Origin of the sequence: Acinetobacter sp. PK01 (assembly GCF_022819285.1) — a bacterium.
In the GTDB taxonomy this organism is placed as follows: domain Bacteria; phylum Pseudomonadota; class Gammaproteobacteria; order Pseudomonadales; family Moraxellaceae; genus Acinetobacter; species Acinetobacter tandoii.
This window is the reverse complement of record NZ_CP094643.1, coordinates 1,524,885-1,545,679: the sequence shown is the minus strand read 5'-3', so window position 1 is coordinate 1,545,679 and position 20,795 is coordinate 1,524,885. Positions and strand designations below refer to the sequence as shown.

17 protein-coding genes are annotated in these 20,795 nt (G+C 39.2%); 9 read left to right on the top strand and 8 right to left on the bottom strand.

Annotated features, from left to right (window positions below; translation table 11 throughout):
- Nucleotides 1–176 precede the first annotated feature (176 nt).
- Nucleotides 177–1,388, bottom strand: a complete 1,212-nt coding sequence (locus tag MP622_RS07415) for an iron-containing alcohol dehydrogenase (protein ID WP_044739830.1) — start codon at nt 1,386–1,388, stop codon at nt 177–179.
- A gap of 286 nt (nt 1,389–1,674) precedes the next feature.
- On the opposite strand from MP622_RS07415, the gene MP622_RS07410 reads away from it, so the two are divergent.
- The 3 genes from MP622_RS07410 to MP622_RS07400 all read left to right on the top strand — a co-directional run bounded on the left by MP622_RS07410 (nt 1,675) and on the right by MP622_RS07400 (nt 6,663).
- Complete coding sequence (locus tag MP622_RS07410) at nt 1,675–3,684, top strand: hypothetical protein (RefSeq protein WP_044739829.1); 2,010 nt, start codon at nt 1,675–1,677, stop codon at nt 3,682–3,684.
- A 176-nt stretch (nt 3,685–3,860) separates the two neighbouring features.
- Entirely contained in the window at nt 3,861–5,576 is a 1,716-nt protein-coding gene (locus MP622_RS07405; RefSeq protein WP_243793268.1) for an AAA family ATPase, read from the top strand.
- Between the two features lie 103 nt (nt 5,577–5,679).
- Nucleotides 5,680–6,663: an ion transporter gene (locus MP622_RS07400; RefSeq protein WP_243793267.1), complete on the top strand. Its 984-nt coding sequence runs from the start codon at nt 5,680–5,682 to the stop codon at nt 6,661–6,663.
- A 95-nt stretch (nt 6,664–6,758) separates the two neighbouring features.
- Here the strand turns inward: MP622_RS07400 and MP622_RS07395 are convergent, their stop codons facing one another.
- Nucleotides 6,759–7,970, bottom strand: a complete 1,212-nt coding sequence (locus MP622_RS07395) for an MFS transporter (RefSeq protein WP_228155373.1) — start codon at nt 7,968–7,970, stop codon at nt 6,759–6,761.
- Nucleotides 7,971–8,488: 518 nt separating this feature from the next.
- Between MP622_RS07395 and MP622_RS07390 the strand changes: the two genes are divergently transcribed.
- Nucleotides 8,489–9,409 carry a LysR family transcriptional regulator gene (locus MP622_RS07390; RefSeq protein ID WP_016167657.1) on the top strand — a complete coding sequence of 307 codons (921 nt, stop codon included), beginning with the start codon at nt 8,489–8,491 and terminating at the stop codon, nt 9,407–9,409.
- A gap of 67 nt (nt 9,410–9,476) precedes the next feature.
- Here the strand turns inward: MP622_RS07390 and MP622_RS07385 are convergent, their stop codons facing one another.
- Nucleotides 9,477–9,929 (bottom strand): DUF441 domain-containing protein, encoded by a 453-nt coding sequence (locus tag MP622_RS07385; RefSeq protein ID WP_016167658.1) that lies wholly within the window; start codon nt 9,927–9,929, stop codon nt 9,477–9,479.
- A gap of 125 nt (nt 9,930–10,054) precedes the next feature.
- On the opposite strand from MP622_RS07385, the gene MP622_RS07380 reads away from it, so the two are divergent.
- On the top strand, nt 10,055–10,765 hold the full coding sequence (locus MP622_RS07380; protein WP_243793266.1) for a 16S rRNA pseudouridine(516) synthase: 711 nt from the start codon (nt 10,055–10,057) through the stop codon (nt 10,763–10,765).
- Here the strand turns inward: MP622_RS07380 and MP622_RS07375 are convergent.
- The 3 genes from MP622_RS07375 to MP622_RS07365 form a co-directional block, all read right to left on the bottom strand.
- Nucleotides 10,758–11,201 (bottom strand): GNAT family N-acetyltransferase, encoded by a 444-nt coding sequence (locus MP622_RS07375; RefSeq protein WP_016167660.1) that lies wholly within the window; start codon nt 11,199–11,201, stop codon nt 10,758–10,760. The genes MP622_RS07380 and MP622_RS07375 overlap by 8 nt on opposite strands.
- Nucleotides 11,202–11,294: 93 nt before the next feature.
- Complete coding sequence (locus MP622_RS07370) at nt 11,295–11,645, bottom strand: type II toxin-antitoxin system RelB/DinJ family antitoxin (RefSeq protein WP_016167661.1); 351 nt, start codon at nt 11,643–11,645, stop codon at nt 11,295–11,297.
- Nucleotides 11,646–11,754: 109 nt separating this feature from the next.
- A complete protein-coding gene (locus MP622_RS07365) occupies nt 11,755–12,660 on the bottom strand; it encodes a pseudouridine synthase (protein ID WP_243793264.1) in 906 nt (301 codons plus the stop codon).
- Between the two features lie 132 nt (nt 12,661–12,792).
- On the opposite strand from MP622_RS07365, the gene tsaE reads away from it, so the two are divergent.
- The 4 genes from tsaE (at nt 12,793) to hfq (ending at nt 16,763) form a co-directional block, all read left to right on the top strand.
- Complete coding sequence (gene tsaE / locus MP622_RS07360; RefSeq protein ID WP_243793263.1) at nt 12,793–13,269, top strand: tRNA (adenosine(37)-N6)-threonylcarbamoyltransferase complex ATPase subunit type 1 TsaE; 477 nt, start codon at nt 12,793–12,795, stop codon at nt 13,267–13,269.
- On the top strand, nt 13,262–15,196 hold the full coding sequence (gene mutL / locus MP622_RS07355; RefSeq protein WP_243793262.1) for a DNA mismatch repair endonuclease MutL: 1,935 nt from the start codon (nt 13,262–13,264) through the stop codon (nt 15,194–15,196). Before tsaE ends, mutL begins: the two co-directional genes overlap by 8 nt.
- Nucleotides 15,197–15,202: 6 nt before the next feature.
- Complete coding sequence (gene miaA, locus MP622_RS07350) at nt 15,203–16,147, top strand: tRNA (adenosine(37)-N6)-dimethylallyltransferase MiaA (protein ID WP_243793261.1); 945 nt, start codon at nt 15,203–15,205, stop codon at nt 16,145–16,147.
- A gap of 94 nt (nt 16,148–16,241) precedes the next feature.
- Nucleotides 16,242–16,763 carry an RNA chaperone Hfq gene (gene hfq, locus MP622_RS07345; protein ID WP_044740042.1) on the top strand — a complete coding sequence of 174 codons (522 nt, stop codon included), beginning with the start codon at nt 16,242–16,244 and terminating at the stop codon, nt 16,761–16,763.
- 215 nt (nt 16,764–16,978) lie between these two features.
- Here hfq and MP622_RS07340 read toward each other — a convergent pair whose 3' ends face one another.
- Nucleotides 16,979–18,289, bottom strand: a complete 1,311-nt coding sequence (locus MP622_RS07340; protein ID WP_243793260.1) for a peptidylprolyl isomerase — start codon at nt 18,287–18,289, stop codon at nt 16,979–16,981.
- 16 nt (nt 18,290–18,305) lie between these two features.
- Nucleotides 18,306–20,750, bottom strand: a complete 2,445-nt coding sequence (locus MP622_RS07335; RefSeq protein WP_243793259.1) for an LPS-assembly protein LptD — start codon at nt 20,748–20,750, stop codon at nt 18,306–18,308.
- Between the last annotated feature and the right edge of the window lie 45 nt (nt 20,751–20,795).

The window sequence follows — 20,795 nt, the reverse complement described above, 5'->3', positions numbered from 1 at the left end:
TGATGTTGGAACATTTGTCAAATTGAATTGATTGTAAAATAAAAAAATGCAACCCAGTGCCTTCTTCTGTAAAGAATCTAGACTGCAGCCAATGGTTAGTCAACATTGGCTACATTCCATGCCCGATTCAAACAGAACTGGGTTGCCAAAAGCAAAAAGTAAGAGATTGGAGAGACTTACACCGCTGCTTTAAAATCTACAACTTCAGCGCCACTTTTTAATGCCGCTTTGAAAATATCAACCACTTGAGCATGAGTAGCTTTACGTGGGTTAGTCAACATACAAGCATCTTTTTGAGCATTTTCAGACATAATGCCTAAATCTTGCTCTTTCACACCGAGTTCAGATAGGTTTGATGGAATACCGATAGAAGATGACAACTCACGGATTGCTTCAATCGCAGCATAGGCAGCTTCAGTCACGGTAAATCCAGTGGTGTTAACACCCATTAACTCGGCAATACGTGCATAACGGTCAGGGCAGGCAATTAAGTTGAATTCGCATACATGTGGTAGTAATACCGCATTACATACACCATGTGGTAGGTTATAGAAGCCGCCTAATTGGTGTGCCATGGCATGAACATAACCTAAAGAGGCATTGTTGAATGCCATACCTGCAAGATACTGTGCATAGCTCATTGCATCACGTGCTTCAAGGTTTTCACCGTTGGCAACCGCTGGGCGCAACCATTCACTGATCATTGAAATCGCTTTTTCAGCACATGCATCGGTAATTGGATTTGCAGCAGTAGAAACATATGCTTCTACAGCATGAGTCAATGCATCCATACCTGTAGCAGCAGTTAAGCTAGCTGGTTTTGCAATCATGAGTTTAGGGTCATCAATTGCAATCAGTGGAGTGCAGCGCCAATCGACAATTGCCATTTTTACATGCGTGTCTGTGTTGGTAATAATACAGAAGCGCGTCATTTCAGATGCTGTACCAGCAGTTGTATTTACTGCAATCAGAGGAGTCATTGGGACAGAGCTTTTATCAATGCCTTCATAATCACGAATATGACCGCCACCTGCTGTTACCAGACCAATGCCTTTTGCACAGTCATGTGATGAACCACCACCTAGTGAGACAATAAAGTCACAGGCATGGTCATTGTAAGCTTGTACACCGTTATGTACGTTAATATCTGTTGGGTTTGGTTCTGCACCTGGGAAGATGTGACTGTCGACACCCGCATCTTTTAGATAGCTTGCAATCATGTCTGCTACACCAAACTTAAATAAGCCAGCATCGGTAACAATCAGTGCTTTTTTAGCACCTAAATTTTGTGCTTTGGTCCCAATCTCTTTAGCACAGCCTGGACCAAAGAGTGAAACACATGGAATGTAAAAACCGTTTGTTTGATCTGCAATATTTTTAAAAGCCATGGTGCGATTCCTTCTACCATTGTTATGTTTTAAGCGGTGACCCTCACCGTGGTTTGAGTATTAAATGAAGACACATTTAAGCCTACCTACCAAACACCTACCATCATATTTAGATTGGAAAATTGTCGTGGAGAGGTAGGATGCTGTTGAAAATTAATACTGTAATATTTTTATCTAATATTTTGAAAAATAACAAAATATGTGAATTTTTTTCTTTAGGTGCTTTTTTAAAAAATTTGATTACAATAAAGAGAGGCATTATACAAAAGTAGAATGAGGGGCGTGTATGGAACAAGAGCGTTTAATACCGCAACAACGTCAAATTGCTCAGTTGATTCTGAGTTTTTCTCCAGATTTGATGACCATGCAGCATCAACAATGGCAAATCTTGGGGGATATTAATGCGCAAAATATGTTTCGGATAGATCAAGAGAAACATACCATCTATATAATGAATGAGATGTTTCATCTTTCTTTTGAGTTAGTCCAAAATCAACAGACGCCTTTTATTCAATATAACTTCCATTATCAAGATCAACATGCAGAATTACTTGAAGATTTTTTTTTGAATGATGTCGGTTTTTTGACTGATCAATTGAATGAACAACATTCCTTATTTCTTAAAAATAAAGCGCAGCAATTACGTGAACTTATTGCGAAACAAATTTATCAGTGGGTGGATGGATCTACACGTGTCATTACATGTTTAAACCACATGAGCTTGGCGCAAGCTGAGTTGTTAGATCGGCGTTTAATGGTACTTGGAATGGCAAAATACGCTTGTTTTGCCCAGTCTAAACAAATGGGAATTGATTTGGATCCTGCATTACAACAACATTTTAGCCAGCTTTGTGCTTTACATATTGTGAATGGAGATGATTTTTTACCTTTGCAGGGTTTAATGGATTGTTATGATGAGCTTTGTCACAGTGCAGCGCAGTTTTTACCTTCAGCACTGTATCGGATAGCGACTTTAACTTTTGAACAAAAATTTAATTTAGATGAGTTGCTTGATCATCAAATGGATTTTGCATTACTGCAACCTTATGCCTTACAGCAAAGTCATGTTTTATCTTTTGTGCGTTTGATGAATCGGGAGTTGTGGCATAAAGATGATTTATTGGCTAAACAGAATTTTTTGCAGCCAAATGCGCAGATTTGGCAAAAAAAAGTGGCGCGTTTACCTATATTTGACTATTCCAGAACGGTCAATTGGCTGTTTAAGCAAGACGCAATGGTACTGGACTGGTTAAGTACACACATTCAACACAGTCATGTACGCGTCGCCGTTACCGCTTTAAGTTTTGTCGATACTAGTCAAATTCACCCTTGTATCATTTTATTAACATTACAATATTTTCAACATACCTGTGCGCGGATGTTCATTCAAAGTTGTGATATTCATGCGACCACAGAACAATGGTTTGAACACCAGAACAATCAAAGCGTGGTGCTGAAAGGACAACAGCAAACGGTAGAGGATCAGCGTATCGCCATCAGTCCATCTATTTTATATTTGGATGAATGGATGAATTTACTGCGTAATGTTGCCAATAAAAATGAAACCATAGTGAAGCAAGTCTACAAGAAAATTAGCCGTGTCATGCAGGCATATATGTTGCATTTACATCATATTGTGCAAGATTTACCTCATGAGTTATTGAATTATGTACATCCAAGTACACACCAAAATCGGGGGTTTTATCGTACCTTACGTCGGCATCATGTCCCTGTGAATGAGTTTAGGGCTTTATTTTATTTAAGATATCAGAATTTAAGAGTGTCTGTATTTGATGCTTATGTTCGAGATTACTTGATCTATTGTTTTAATGAAAATCGTGAAATTGCCAAAAATAGTACATGGCTAGGTCTGTTTCACCATGCCGTAGAATGGCATCGGCAGTTACATAAAGATGAAATTTTAGCGCGGTTAAAACAAAATTTTGCAGTGAATACTTGGAATGCTGTATCGCCTCAAACTATTTTGCAATATTCAGGTTGGAGTTTTGAGGAACTGCATCATATTGAAAGAATAATTGAAGAGTCGAATGTATTTCATCATTGCTTGGCGATGAGTTATGCGGAACGGATTATGCAAGGAGAATATGTTGCTTTTCATATGTCATCACCGCATTACGCGCAGTCTTTAACACTAGGTTGCCATATTCAGGCAGGTAAATTGTTGTTTGATCAATTGGAGTATCCAAATAATCAAAAAGCGGAGCAATTGTTGGTGACGATTGCAGAACAATTCATTCAATGGTTTAACGAACATTTTTCACCAGCACTGAAATAAACTTCATAAAAGTTAAACAATCAACAAAAACTATTTTGCTTCATTTAAAAATTGATAGATAAGCTTTTGTAATTTATTGGAGTAATCTAGAAAAAGATAACTGTGTTTCTTCTCAGACTTAACTTTTAACGCAAAACTCGTTAGGCTATAGCCGTTATTTATTGGTTATCGGTCATATGAAACAAGAAACTGCACTTAAGCTCCTTAAAGCTGGCGAAAATGTCTTCCTTACAGGTTCGGCTGGTGCAGGAAAAACCTATACTTTAAATCAGTACATCAATTATTTGAAAGCGCGTAAGGTGCCTGTTGCGATTACGGCGTCTACAGGTATTGCTGCAACGCATATGAATGGCATGACCATTCATACTTGGGCGGGTATTGGTATTAAAGATAGCCTAAGCGATGATGATCTTAAGCGTATGAAAGAACGTAAATACCTCAAAGAACATTTAGAAAATGCACAGGTATTAATTATTGATGAAATTTCGATGTTGCATGCAAAACAACTCAATTTAGTCAATCAGGTTTTAAAATACTTCAAAGAAAGTGACGATGCTTTTGGCGGCATTCAGGTGATTGTTGCGGGTGACTTTTTTCAGTTGCCGCCCGTTGGGAAAAAAGAAGAGCTGAATCGGGATAAATTCTGCTTTATGTCTGAGGCGTGGGTTGAGGCCAAGTTTCGTGTTTGCTACCTGACCGAGCAACATCGTCAAGGCAATGATTATCTCAATGATATTTTGAATGCAATTCGTAGTCAGAGTATTACTTCGGAACATATACGTGTATTAGAACAAACGCGTTCACAAGATATTGGTGATACATTTACGCGTCTTTATACCCATAACATGGATGTCGATTCAATTAATTTTCAGCATTTAAATGCCATTGAGCAGCAAGGTCATGAATTCATGGCAGTCTGTGATGGTAATGATAAATTAATTGAAACCCTGAAATCTTCTGTACGTGCACCAGAAGCGTTAACTTTAAAAAAGAATGCCAAAGTGATGTTTGTGAAAAATAACTTTGACATGGGATATATCAATGGCAGTTTAGGTGAAGTCATTGGTTTTGAAGAAGATGATGATCATGGTATTTTGCCAAAAGTGAAACTCACTGATGGTTCAGTCTTATTGGTTGAACCAGAAACATGGTCGGTGGATAACGAAGCGGGGAAGAGTATTGCCAGTTTGCAGCAAATTCCACTGCGTCTGGCATGGGCAATTACTATTCATAAATCACAAGGTATGACCTTGGCAGCGGCAGAAATAAACTTAAGTCATACTTTCGAGAAAGGACAAGGTTATGTTGCGTTATCACGTCTAAAATCATTAGATGGTTTAAAATTGCTGGGCTTTAACATGCAAGCTTTGGAATTAGACAGTCTTGCTATTAAAGCAGATCGACGCTTTCAAGAACTCTCTGCTGAAGCTGAAACAAATTTTGCTGATACTGATTTAAGCGTACAACATAAAGCTTTTATTCGACATTGCGGTGGAACGTTAAATGAAGTTGAAATTGAGCGAAATGAAAAGAAAATTGCTCGGAGTGCGGGTAAGCAAAACTATGCTTCGGCAACTTTAGACGAAACTCGAGAACTATTTGAATCTGGCTATGAGATTGAAGATATTGCAACAGAACGTGGGCTCACTCCTGCCACCATTATTAATCATTTAGGGCGTTTACATAAAGAGCAAGGTTTGGATATTTCTGTCGCGCATCCAGGTGAAGAGGTTGTAGAGGAAGTCCGTAAAATCTATAAACGTTTACAGAAGCGTCAAAGCCCAGATCATTTCGCAGATGATGGTGCAATCAAATTACGTCCAATTGTGGAAGCAACTAATCCACGTATGGGCTATGACCAAGTACGTTTAGCGTTACTTTATATAGAATAAAACTTAAATGAGAGAAAAGAGTAGGCAAGAGGAATTCTTGCTTACTTTAAATTAAAGTTCATATACACTGATTTATAAGCGATAAGAATAACTTAGAACAGCAATGAAATTTACGGCATGGTATACGCTACGCAAGTTTGTTTATAACAATTTGCACAATGAAGATTATGAAACCCGCTTAAGTCGTGCGATTAATTATTTTCTGATAGCACTCATTATGAGTAATGCTGCTGCGGTATTACTTGAGTCAGTACATCAATATTATGTACGTTACGAAGCTTTTTTTTATTATTTTGAACTTTTTTCAATTTTTATTTTTACCACAGAATACATTTTACGTTTTTGGTCAGTTGCAGAGTCAGACAGTTTTGAATCGGCTTGGAAAAATCGTTTAAATTGGGTTAAAAGTGGCGGGGCGATTATTGATTTACTGGCTATTTTGCCTGCATATCTCAATTTCTTTGTTCATTTCGACCTAAGATTCCTCCGAATTGTCCGTTTACTGCGATTATTAAAACTGACTCGATATTTTGTTTCATTGCAAATTTTATTACGAGTCATCGAACGCGAAAAAGGTTCATTCCAAGCCGTCATTTTTATCTTGGTGATTATGATTATTATGGCGGCAGCAGGTGTGTATTTGATTGAAAGTCGGGTACAACCTGATGTTTTTAGTTCAATCCCAGCATCGATGTGGTGGGCGGTCGTGACTTTAACTACGGTGGGGTATGGTGATGTGACTCCTGTAACGCCGCTTGGCCGTTTTTTAGGGGCACTGATTACCATTTTAGGTGTGGGCTTGGCCGCTTTACCCGCGGGTATTCTAGCCAATGGTTTGGCAAATGAGCTTGAATTGCGAAAACAAGAATTGGAACTCAGATTTCGTGAATTGATTCAAAACAGTGATATTGATTTTATTCTAGAAAAAGAAAAGATTGAGGAAATACGTAAAGAAGTGGGACTGACTCAAGAGCAGACCCAAGATATTATTCTTCAGTTGATTCGAGAGCAAAAAGAGGAATCTTTGAAACAGGAACGTGAACAATATGCTTATTGTCCACATTGTGGTAAAAAATTACCTGAATAATATTTAAAAATTGAGAGTCAAGCGATGGGTAAAGCAATGAAAACAGAAAGCACTTTCATTGCTTATTTCACATATGAACACGTCTAGGCATTGTGTTAGATAGATTCATGACATGATGAAACGACTAGATTATTTTTCTCATGCTGAAAAGCACAAAATAAAATAATTAAACCACCGAAACTCAGTAATGTACCAACCCAAATGGGCGCGAGCCACCCCAAGTTTTGACTAATTAACCAACCGCCCAGAAAAGCACCAAAAGCATTGGCAATATTGAATGCTGAATGATTCAGAGAAGCTGCCAAACTCTGAGCATTACCTGCAACATCCATGAGGCGCGTTTGCAGCAATGGTCCTAAACCTGCAATGCTAAAACTGACTAAGAATAATGCAGCAAATGCCGTATAGAGGTTGCCTATCGTGAGTGCGCAAATAATATAAGAGCCAGCATTTGAAAGGAGTACCCAAATAATTGCCTTATTCAGATTTCTATCAGCGAAATGTCCTGCAACTAAACCACCAAGTACTAAACCTAAACCAATACTTGCAAGTGCAAAAGGGACGATTTCAATACGGGCATGTGTGTATTCAGTCAAAATTGGTGAAACGTAACTATATACCGAGAAAAGACCGCCAAAACCAATAGCACCGACAGCTAAAGTTAACCACATTTGCGTATTTTTAAGTCCGCGAAGTTCATTTTGAATGCTGGCAGTGTGGTCGAGTTGAATTTTTGGCAAGCAAAAACAAATTGCAATCACTGTTACAAATGCAATTGAAGCTGAAAATTCAAACCCAGTACGCCAACCATAATGTTGTCCCAACCATGTCGCAAAAGGCACGCCAATAACCGTTGCAACATTTAAGCCCATCATGAGTTTGGCAACAGCAGAAGCACGTTTTTGTTTGCCTGCAAATTCAGCAACAACTAAGGCTGCGATACCGAAATAAGCACCGTGAGGCAACCCTGCGATAAAACGTGATAGCAACATACTTTCATAGCTATTTGTTAAAGCAGTGATGACATTGGCGATACCATAAAAAAGCATCAACCCAATCAATAAGATTTTTCGGGGTACTTTAGCCGCTAAGATTGCGATGATTGGAGCACCAATAGTGACGCCTAAGGCGTAAGCACTAATAAAATGACCCGCAACAGGAATACTCACATTTAAATTATGTGAAATTTCTTGGATAAGACCCATCGCGACAAATTCAGTTGTGCCTATACAAAAACCACCTAAGGCAAGTGCAAGAATAACCCACAATAGGCGATAGGATGGCGTAGGATCAGTCGCCGTATTTATATCCACAGAGATCATTTTTAATAGAAACATTGGGAGGGGGAGAATGAACAATTATAGGTGAAATGAACGAATAATGTTAAGTAATTCACTCGGAATTTATTGTAATTTGAACGTAATTGAAATTTTGAATGTTAGATTGGCTGTTTTAAATTAATGAATTTAATCATATAGATGAGATAATTTTTTGTATATTTTTGATATAAATTAAAGGATATGTTCAGTATTTTTTTAAAGAAAAAGTATTAAAAAATCTCACTTGATGCCTGAGTGTATTTAACCTAAAGATTAAGGAAAATATATGTAAATGCGATCTAATAAAGAGATGCTGAAATGAACAAGTGGTGAAATATATTAATTTATTTTGTGATAGAATGAGTTAAATTCATTTTTTTTGATTTTTGTTTTTAATTATATCAATCAACATTTATGTCGTTGCTCGCTCGGTTTGCGGTATTTCATCCGATTTAAACTATTACGCAGACATTTTATTTTTGATTTTTTGCGGACTGATAATAAACATGCTTGAAATTCGACATCTAAAAACATTACTCGCACTTCGTGAACATGGCTCTTTGGTTGCAGCCGCCAATGATTTGTGTTTGACGCCTTCGGCTATTTCGCATCAATTAAAAGAGTTAGATCATTGGTACGGGGTAGAGGTGGTGAATCGTCGTAGCCGTCCTGTCTCATTTTCCAATGTAGGACAACGTCTGTTAAAGCTTGCAGACGATGTTTTGCCACAAATTCAAATTGCACAAACTGATATTACGCGAATTGTACATGGTCAAACTGGACGTATTATTTTCTCCTCAGAATGTCATAGTTGTTTTGATTGGCTCATGCCATTGTTAAATCAATATCGCCAGCAATATCCAGATGTAGATTTAGATTTTGCTTCTGGCTTCGAAGCCAATCCGCATGAGTTGTTACAAAATGGCGAGTTTGATTTGCTTATTACCGCAGATCCAATTGCTTTAAAAGGGGTGGATTACTTTCCAATCTTTGAATACGAATCGCGCTTAGTATTATCCAATACACACCCTTTGGTACGTGCTGAAAAGATTACAGTACAGGATTTGGCTGAAGAAACTCTTATTACTTATCCAGTTGATAAACATCGCTTAGATATTATGTCTAAGCTATTCATTCCAGCGAATATTCTACCTAAACAGATCCGTACCACGGACTTAACTCAAATGTTAATTCAATTGGTGGCAAGTGGGCGTGGTATTGCGGCTTTGCCTGATTGGGTTGTGAATGAGTATGAGCAAAAAGGCTGGGTAACATCACGTCGTTTGGATTGTGTTTCTGAAAGAGGTCTGCGTAGGACATTATATGCTGGCTATCGAACTGAGGAAAAAGAGAAGAATTATTTTGAAGGCTTCTTGAAACAGTTGGATAAATTTTCACAGAAGCGTCATCAGTATTATTTGTCTTAATCTAATAGATATGTTTGCTGTGATGGTGCAATTCAAAGATTGCATCATCACATTCAATTGAATTGGGCTAAGAGTGTCCTATAAATAATGACAACACGCCTGCGGCAATTAAAGGACCTACAGGTACCCCACGTAACAGAGCAACCCCTGCTACAGTTCCAATCAGTAAACCTGCAACTATATTGGGTTGATGGGTCATCAGTTTGACCCCACGTCCACCTAACCAAGCCACAAATACGCCGATTGCAATTGCAAGTAATGATTTCCAGCTTAAAAATGATTTAAGAATGGCTTCACCAGGGATTTTGCCACTGGCAATTGGGGTTAAAACACCGATGGTTAAAATAACAATACCAATATTTAAACCGTGTTGTTGTAATAGCGGGAAAAACTCACTTAATGGTGTTATTTTGAAGACAATCAGTACAGCAGCGGCAATGGTAACAGCAGAGTTGTGACTGAAAATACCACAAGCCACTAAAACCAAAAGTACTATCAGATTTAAATCTAAATTAGGCATGAGATGCAGGGAGAATGTGTGAAAATGCAACTATTGTAACGACTTTTTATACATTGCATTCAGAAAATCAGCGGGAAATTAGAAAATTGTTTAAAATGCAGCACTTTGATATAAGGTTTTAAATTATGTATTTGGAAAAAATGTTGCAATCTCAAGGTTTTGGTTCGCGTAAGCATTGCCAGCAATTAATCAAATCTGGAGTTGTTAGCATTGACCAAGACATTATGCAAAATCCTAAGCAAAAGCTAAATTTAGAAAACTTAGTTTTTGATGTGTATGGAAAGCGCTATCAATATCGAGAAAACATTTATATTGCGCTAAATAAACCTGCGGGCTATGAATGTTCTCATCAGGCAACGCATCATTTTAGTGTATTTGACTTGTTTGATGATGTACTGTTGAATCGTGGATTACAATGCGTTGGACGTTTAGATCAAGACACCACTGGCTTATTGCTGCTTACGGATGATGGTCAATTTCTTCAAGCATTAACCCATCCCAAAAAGCATGTGGGTAAAGTTTACCGTATGCAAACTGCTGATCCAATTTCCTCTGAACAGATTGAGCAGCTTAAACAGGGGGTTGAGTTACGTAATGAACAAGGTACTTTTGCAGCTACAGATGTACAGCAATTGGCAGCCTGTGAGTTGCAAATGACAATTCATCAAGGCGTTTATCATCAAGTGAAAAGAATGTTGGCTGCAGTGGGCAATAAAGTAGAACAGCTGCATCGTGTGCAAATTGGTGCGTTAGAGTGCCCTGAGCTAAAAGAAGGCGAATGGATTTATTTGACACCTGAGCAGATAGCGTTAGCACGTACCCGAGAAGCTATTTGAGGAAACAATGGTAGGTTCTAAACTCATTATCAGCAATAAAACCCATAGCTTCATATAGCCGATGAGATTCACGATTGGTTTTTTGCGTTTCGAGGCTAATGCGAAGCGCATTTTCATGTCGTGCAAACAAAATGGCAGTATCAATAAGTTGTTTGGCTGAGCCTTGACGGCGAAATTGGGGTGTTACATAAACATCGTCTAAAATATAGTAGGTTGAACAGGCAACAGAAGAGAAACCTAAATAAAGCAAAATGAAACCTGTAAATACTTCATCTTTGATATGAATAAAAATGACACTTTCTTGGTTTTCAAAGCGTTGTTTTAAAAATTGTTGGGAAAGATTTAAATTGGAAGAAGCACCATAAAATTGGCGGTATTCATCAAATAAAACTGCAAGTTGATTGAGATCATCTAATGTCGCTCTTTTTACAATCATTGATTGCTCCATGCATTTTTTATTGTCATTGCATGAAGCATACCTAAGTTTTTAAATGAAAAAATTTAAATAATGTATAAAAATGCAACAGGGTTAATTTTTATCACCTTCACCCAAGATTGCGTTAAGTTCTTCAAATAAGTCTAGATGGTCATCATCAATGAGAAATTCATCGTTATGTTGAATGCTGTTTGAGCTGTCATTGCTTTCATGCGTAACAGCAGCCGTTTTCTGCTCTTGTTTGAGTCGTCTTAACTTAATCAATTGCTCTAAATTGATATTCTGATTTTCAATAGAAAAGGGGATGGACTTTGTCAGTACAACTTGTTTGAAAAAAAGCCGCACCGCTTGTGCTGGCGTGATCCCCAACTGTTTAAAGACAGCAAAAGCCTGTTTCTTTTCCTGTGAATCGAGACGAATTTGATAAACTTCGGTTTTTCTCATGATTTTTATAAATTTGAAGATTAAAATTTTAGACTTCATTTTAATCAATTTTATTGTAATTTCAATATTCTTGAGCTTAAAACTTTATTTTTTTGTAATGACAAACAAACTACAGTGTCAGTTCAAAATTGGATGAAAAGTCCATAGACTTGTTTGTAACAGGATCGATGAATTGAATTCGCTTAGCCAGTAGTTGTAATGGGTTAGAGAAATCATCATCAGATTTGTGCTGCACTATTGGGTAAAAAGGATCATTTTTAATGGCTATGCCTAAATGATTCAGGTGAACCCGTAATTGATGCTGTTTTCCAGTTTCGGGTTTTAGTAGATATTTCGCCCATTGAGAGTTGTGTTCCAAAATATCAATCTGGGTTTCGCTGTTTGGTTCACCTTCTACAATTGTCATGGTGTAAAAAGGTTGACCTTTGTCCATTCTTAAACAAACGGTACGTGGGAATTCAAGAGTGGAATGATAAGCTGCAATCGCATGATAAGTCTTTTTAACTTCACGGTGAGCAAACATTTGTTGGTAAATACCACGCGTTGCTGGCCGTTTAGAAAATAAAACCAGTCCTGCCGTTTCACGGTCTAAACGATGTATCGGGGTTAAGTCCGCATTTCCCGTTTGATTTTTTAAGCGAACTAATAAAGTTTCCTGCACATACTGCCCTGTAGGGCTCATGGTCAGGAAATGTGGTTTATCAACGATATATAAATCATCCGTTTCATACAAAATATGATGCTGAAATGGAACATGGATTTCGTGTGCTAAAAAACGATAGTAATAAATATGTTGATTGGCAAGATAAGCGCTATCTAAACTTAGAATTGTACCGTCGGCTGCATAAATCAATTGGTCTTGAAAACGTTGTTGCCACTCTTGTGCTGAAATATGTGAAAACTGTTGGCAGAGATAATCATACAAACGCTGTGGCGCAGGTTGTAAAGCTGGTAAGAACAGTTTGCTTGCAGTTACTCCGCGAATCATCGGCGGAACAAAGTCATGCGCAGTCATAAGATATCAATCACAACAGGTTGGCAGAATGCATGTGCTGTATTAAAAATACACATTTCGTATGCATGGCATAGGTATTAACAGCGTGGCGATGCTATCATAATTCTACTTTTGAATCATGTTGTGAGTCATATGTCGTATTCATTTCATTTGCCCCTAAACTCTGAAGCAGATACCCAGCAACTTGCACGTGTGGTTGCACAACATTTTACTGAGGGTGTAATTTATTTAATTGGCGATTTAGGTGCAGGGAAAACGACATTCACTCGTTATTTGTTACAACAACTTGGGCATCAAGGTTCAGTAAAAAGTCCAACATATACTTTGGTGGAACCATACAGCATTCAGAATAAACAGGTATTTCATTTTGATTTGTATCGACTGAATGATCCCTATGAACTTGAGTTAATGGGTATTCGCGATTATTTGGATACACCCAACGCTTTATTCTTATTTGAATGGCCAAGTAAAGGTGGTGAAGAAATTCCTACAGCAGATTTAACTATTGAGATATTAAAGTCCGAAGACGAGCTAACTCGTCATGCCACATTGAGCTTTAAAGATGAAGTGCTCTATAAAGCACTTGAGCAGGCATTTCAACATGCATGATGAAGTTTCTGTTCGCCGCATTCACACTTTAGATCCCGCACTTGCCAACCAGATTGCTGCGGGTGAAGTAATTGAACGACCAGCTTCTGTCGTCAAAGAGCTGTTGGAAAACTCAATTGATGCAGGTGCAACAGAACTGATCATTCGTGTTGAACAAGGTGGTAGTACGCTGATTGAAATTATCGACAATGGTCGAGGTATTCATCCTGATGATTTGTCTTTGGCGGTGATGCGTCATGCGACCAGTAAGATTCAAACCGCAGAAGATTTACATGCGATTGTGAGTTTGGGTTTTCGTGGCGAAGCATTAGCATCGATAGCAGCAGTTTCTCGTTTAACCTTGACCAGTAGTCAAGTAGACGATGGTATTGGTTATCAGGTTGAAGTGAATGGCACTGCATTTCAACACCAACAAATTCAAGCTGTAGCAGCATCGCGTGGCACACAGATTCGAGTACAGGATTTATTTTTTAATGTCCCTGCGCGCCGAAAATTCTTAAAAAAACCAGGCACGGAATTCGGTCATATCGAAGAAATTGTGCGCCGCTTAGCGCTTACTCATTTTGATATTCGTTTTGTGCTAGAACATAACAATAATATTCGGTTGAATTTGCCCGTTGCCGATAGTGGTGCATTACGCTTTCAGCGGGTACAACAATTACTGGGGCGTCAATTCACAGAAAATGCGTATTGGATTGACGCAGACAGCGTCAATATGCGTCTTAGTGGTTGGTTGGGTCATCCTTCGGATGCAAGAGCACAAGCAGATTTACAGTATGTCTATGTCAATGGACGGATTGTCAAAGATAAAACGATTTCTCACGCTTTACGCATGGCTTATGATGGTATTTTGCACGGGCATCAACACTCTGCATATTTGTTATTTTTAGAAGTTGATCCTGAAAATATTGATGTCAATGTTCATCCAACTAAGCATGAAATCCGTTTTCTGAATCAACGCGAGGTTCATGAGTTTGTACGTCATTTTGCAAAAGACACGCTGTCTCAATTTCAAACTGCGAGCGCAGATTTAGCCCAAGCATTGAAAGTTGAGCCAACAAGCCCAACTAATACACAGCAACCGCGTTATCAGGAGCAGTTCCAACTGCATCGTTCGGTAGAGTCTACACCAACACCTGAGTCTGTCGCCATATTAACAGACTTCGAGTCTTCACAGCCACATGCTGTGCAATATGTGGCGCAAGATTCCCGAGCGTATCAAGTCAATCCTACATCAAGGATAAATGCTGCTGCTTTACAGAGCTACCTCGCACCATTACGTACAGTAGCTGAGTCTACTGATGATGTTGTAATTGATGATGTGGCACCTAAGGTAGATGAACATCCCTTAGGGATTGCAATTGCACAGTTGCACGGCATTTATATTTTGGCACAGAACACCGAAGGTCTGATTATTGTTGATATGCATGCTGCGCATGAACGGATTTTATTACAACAAATGAAATCTGCTTGGGAAAATCCAGAGTTTTGGATCTCTCAGCAGTTATTGATTCCAAAAGTAGTTAATGTGAATAGGATGCAGGCCCTTCGAGTAGAAGATTTGAAAGAACCTTTAGCACGCTTGGGTTTGGAAATTGATCAATATGGAGATGAACAAGTCATTGTTCGTGGTGTGCCTGCTATTTTACACAAAGCTGATTTTTCGGCTTTGATTCCCGAATTACTCAACGATTTGGATCCAACAGATGAGGTGCGTGGGCTATTGCAGAAACGTGATCAGATCTTGGCGGGTATGGCGTGCCATGGTGCTGTGCGTGCGCATCGATTATTAAGCCTTTCTGAAATGAATGCCTTGCTTCGTCAAATGGAGCAGACGGAATTTGCGAGTCAATGTAACCATGGTCGACCAACTTGGCGTGCATTCCCATTGGCTCAGCTAGATAAACTTTTTGCTCGAGGAGAGTAAACCTAAATGTCGAATCAATTGTCTGTCATCAATTTGATGGGACCTACAGCCAGCGGTAAAACGGCTTTAGCATGTGAGTTATATGAACAGGGCAATTTTGAATTGATTTCTGTTGACTCGGCATTGGTTTATCGAGATATGGATATTGGGACAGCGAAACCAAGTAAAGCTGAGCAGGTGCATTATCCACATCATTTGATTGATATTATAAGCCCGTTAGAAGTGTATTCTGCTGCGCAATTTGTAGAAGATGTATCTAAACTTATTGATGGCATACATGCCAAAGGGAAAACGCCGATTTTGGTCGGTGGAACGATGTTGTATTTCAAGGCTTTGCTAGAAGGCTTATCAAGCAATCTACCAAGTGCGGACTATGCTATTCGAGCAGAAATTGAGGCACAAGGTGAGCGTGAGGGCTGGGAGGCTGTATACGCATCGCTATGCGCAGTGGATCCATTGGCGGGCGAAAAGTTCAAGGTGAGTGACAAGCAACGTATTATTCGTGCGCTCGAGGTGTTTCGTATTACAGGGCAACCGATTACCAAACTACAAGCAGAACAACCTAAAAATGTACCATATCGTTACACTTTTCATAATTATGCTTTGTTACCAGATCGGTTAGAATTGCATAAGCGAATTGAAAAACGCTTAGAAATTATGTGGGATATCGGTTTTTTAAATGAGGTCGAGTCACTAATTGAAAAATACGATCTAACCGATGATTTGCCTTCAATGAGATCAGTAGGTTATCGACAAGCCTTAGATTTTTTATTAAAAAGCGACAAAAGTCTCGAAAATAAGAAAGAAATGGAGGATAAAGCCCTTTTTGCGACACGACAACTTGCCAAACGTCAATATACTTGGTTAAGATCTTTGCAACAGTCGCATAAATTTAAAACATATTTAACAATAAAGCAGGCTCAAGAAGACTTGCGAAACTGTTACGGATAAAGCAAAATTTACATACTGTCTTTTTTATAATTTTTAATTGAAAAATAAAGATAGTTTTTTGCGCTGATTTTTAATATTTTTGGAGTTGTATAACATGTCTAAAGGTCAAACTTTGCAAGATCCGTTCTTGAATTCTCTCCGTAAAGAACGTATTCCTGTATCTATCTTCCTTGTAAACGGTATTAAGTTACAAGGTCATATTGAATCTTTTGACCAATATGTTGTTCTGTTGAAAAATACTGTAAGCCAAATGGTTTATAAACACGCTATTTCTACGGTTGTTCCTGCACGTAACCCTCGTCCTGCTGGTGCTCCTGCTGGTGCACAAGGTGCTGGCTTTGGTGGCGGTCAAGGCGGTGGCTTTGGTGGCGGTCAAGGCGGTGGCTTTGGTGGCGGTCAAGGTGGCGGCTTTGGTGGTGGTCAAGGCAGTGGCTTTGGTGGTCAAGGTGGCTTTGGCGGTCAAGGTGGTGGTTTCGGCGGTCAAGGTGGCTTCGGTGGCCAAGGTGGCTTCGGTGGTCAAGGTGGCTTTGGTGGTCAAGGTGGCTTTGGTGGCCAAGGTGGTTTTGATAGCGAAACTAAATTTGATGACTCTCAAGAAGACGACAACAATCGTTAATTGATATTCATGAAAAAAGCCTCTCAAATGAGAGGCTTTTTTTTAATAAAAAATACGGGAATTTAAGAAATTGTTCGGGATAGATGTTACAGGATAAGGTTCATGCAAAGTTAATAATAAGTATAGAAGGTGTACAAAATTTTTATAAATGGCAAATGAATTACATAACTGTAGTAAAAAAAGCCAGTCATTTGACTGGCTTTTCAAGTTACCAATTAAGATGTTTTATTGTTCTTACGATCCAAGTTTGGGTCTTTAATTTCAACAAAAGCATTATTACGAATTTCACGTAACCAACTATCTAATTCGGCATCAAATTGGCGCTCACCTAGAATTTGGCGAGCCATGCGCTCTTGATATTCCTGTGTCATATCTTGCTGGCGCGTCTCAGTCACTTGAAGAATATGCCAGCCAAACTGGGTTTGGAAAGGTTGGCTAATTTGACCTACAGGAGTGCTCTTCATTTGCTCTTCAAATTGAGGAACCATCATACCTGGGCTTACCCAACCTAAGCTACCGCCATCACGAGCAGAGCCAGAATCATTTGAGAATGTAGCTGCCAACACTGCAAAATCTTCACCCGCTTTAAGTCGGTTGTAAATGCTATCAATCATTTGTTTGGCGCCTTCAGGACTTACAACTTCAGAAGTTTGAATCAAAATATGACGCGTTTGATATTGTGGAATAATGGCTTTTTGTTCAGACCCTTTGCGTTCTAATAGCTTAATCACATGAATACCATCACGTGCGGTAATCAGTTCACTGGTTTGACCAACTTGGAGGGGAGTAACACGTGCAGCAAGTTCAGTGGGAATTTCAGAAAGATTTCTGAACCCCATATCTGCACCTTCAACTTTAACGCTGTTGGTACTGAATTGCTTGCTAATCGCTGCAATATCATCGCTGCTGGCTAAAGCAGTGCGTACTTGTTTGGCAACGGCTTCTACATTGCTGTCACCCGCTATACGCGCATGAATGACATGAACTTGGCTGCCCAGAGCTGCTTGTCCTTGCGGGGTTTTAAGGAAATTGGCAACGTCTTGATCGCTAATTTTAATACGTGACATCACAATCTGTTGGCGTAAACGAGTGATCGCTAAATCTTCTGCAATACGTTTGCGGAGAGATTCGTAGGTGCCTGGTGCCATTTTGTCTAACTTTTGCTGGAATGCTTCTAACGAGTTGATTCCAGATTGATTGGCTACTTTAAGCACAGCTTCATTTAAGCTCTTTTCATCGGCTTTAATGTTATAGCGTTTTACTTGCTCTAATTGAGTTTGACGTAAGATAAGTTGCTCGAGTGCTTGTTGCTCAAGATACTGCTCTGGCGGAACAGGGCGCTTTTGAGCTTCTAATTGATGTTTAGCTTCGGCAACATTCTGCTGTAAATCACTGCGTAAAATGACACTGTTGTCGACAACTGCTACAACTTCATCTGAAGTTTGGGCAAATGTCGGCATTGATGAAGAAAGGGCAATTGCTAGTGCAGTCGCCTTAAAGAATTGTTTTAACTGTTTTGTCTTCATTAACATCGTGTCCAAATTAATTAATATGATCGTAACCTAAAATTCGATTTTCAAGCATGGATGCCAGTTTATTATTGAAACCAGCTAAACCTTTCAGGTTAATTTCAGCCATAAAAGCACGTTTTGGTTTAACGCTAGAATCGCTTACATCATCCAAGTCGTTGTAGTAAGAACGTCCGTAGAGAGAAAGCCCCCAACAGCACGATTCGTAATTCACACCGAGTAAGTATTCACGCGCAACATTATTGTCCATGTCATATTGAGCGTGGCCCATAATACGCCAGTTGTTGTGAATAGGTTGTATAAATGATGCAACAAATTGGTCATATTTTTCTTGGCGGTTAGCAATTTCCTTGCGATAGAAATAACCTGCACTATAAATATTCCCTTGGTCGCCCATGTAGTAAATTTGCACATCACGTTGAGCATTGTCTCCATTTGCCATCCAAGCTGAGTTGGCGCTTACACGATAATGCTGCGAGAGTTGGCTTGAAAGACTAACAATTGGGCCCGTATGTGATTCTGTATTTAACTCATCTGTTGTGCCATCTAAAGTGACTCGGCGATCATCAAAATAGAAACTTTGGCCTACGCTCGCTTTGATGCGTTCTAAGCCAATATCATCAAATAAGCTATAACTTAAGCCCAATGATAAGAAATTGTTGTCCTCTAAACGGTCATGACCATAGAAACGTCTTGAACTAAACAATTGATCATAGTTGATTGAGGCGCTAATAGTGTCGAAGTTTGGATAATCCGCTTGATTTTCATAAGGCGAATATGCATAGAAGGCACGTGGTGTAATGGTTTGTAAGTATTTGCCATCTTTTTCGAATGTTAAACCGGTGTCCAAGCTAAATTGCGGAACGACGACAGATTTGTTTTGGTCAGCATTACTGACACTTGTGGTCTGATTCTGCTGTGCTGTAATCGTGTCTTGGTCGTAGAAGGTATTAATACTGCGTACCGATACTTCTGGGATAACAAACGACCAAGGATTGCGGTAATTGTAGCGTACAGCAAAATCGTTATAGAACCTTGTGCCGCTTGGTTCTGAAGTTGCTGAGGTTGTACTGCCAATATTCTTTTTGAAATAAGCAGTGTCGTTATTAAATTCATACTGGAAACCTTGTGGATTTCCACCTTTGTAGGTGAGTAAGAATTGAGGTAGACGCGCGTAAGGACGGTCTTCATCAGAAACGGTTTTATCTAAAGTCTGGAAATCTTCAACTTTTAATTGTGCAGTAAGACCAGGGATGCCGTTTTTGTAATTAAGTTCCCAAGCGCGGCGTAAGTTCAGGTCGGTTTTGGTGTTTGGATTATTATTTAGGTCGGTAAAGTAGTCTTTATCCGATGCATAGTTGTATTCGAGGTTGGTTGAGAAGCTGTCGTTGATTTGCCATTTGTGGATAACGTGCAAATCTTTACGATCTTGATTTTTATAGCTTTCATCTGAAGGTAAATAGCCACCCCAAATTTTACCTTCACCAAAGTTTTCTGTTAAATAACGGAACTCAGCATCTATCATGGCGCCACGGTCGCTCATATAGCGTGGTGTCAGTGTGGCATCATAATTCGGTGCAAGGTTTAAATAAACAGGAACTGAAAACTCGATACCACCATCGTTGGTATAGCCAAAACCAGGAGTCAGAATTCCTGTAGTTCGACGGTCATCAATCGGAAAGTTGAAATATGGTACAGCTAAAACAGGAACATCCTTCACATATAACTTAGTGCCTTTGGTAACACCACGTCCAGTGTCTTGATTCAATTCAATTGTATTGGCTTGAATTTTCCAAGTTGGTTTTTGTTCCGGTGGGCAAGTGCTATAGGTGGCATTGCTTAATACGACAACATTTTCAGAGGTGCGAGCAATTTTGGCTGCGTGACCATGCGCATGTTGTTCTTCGGCAATATAGTAACTGTTATTTAAATCACCCTGTTGGGTTTTTAAATTGTAATTAATTTGGTCACTTTGCGCCAAAAGACCAGCTTGTGCCATTTGCACACGTCCTTGCGCATTGGCGAAAGTTTGTGTTTTATCAATGGTAATTTTATCGGCACGAATTTGACGTCCTTCTTGATCTATCAGGACATTACCTTCAAGAACAGAATCGCCGTTCGGGTCATAGTGGCCATAATCGGCCGTAACCACAGAGGTTGCTTTACTTGGATCAACCGCTGCTGTATTCGAAGCAATTGGAGTGACCCATGCGCCTTGACAATAAGCTGCACTCAGTGATTTACCCTGACGTTGCTGTGCTTCTGGGGCGGATTTGTCGACATAGTATTGTTCAAAAAAATGCTGCCCCGCATAGGCTTCATTTATACTTGCTTTCAGTTGTGCATTGGTTAGGGATGAAACAGTATTAGATGTATCTGCGTATGCCGTAATCGAGCTTCCGCATAAGAGGCTGAAAATAGCAGTCGCTAAAGGATTGAATTTAAACTGATGCTTCATTTGTATCATTAACCAAGTATGCTTAATCGCAATTAATTATTGTCG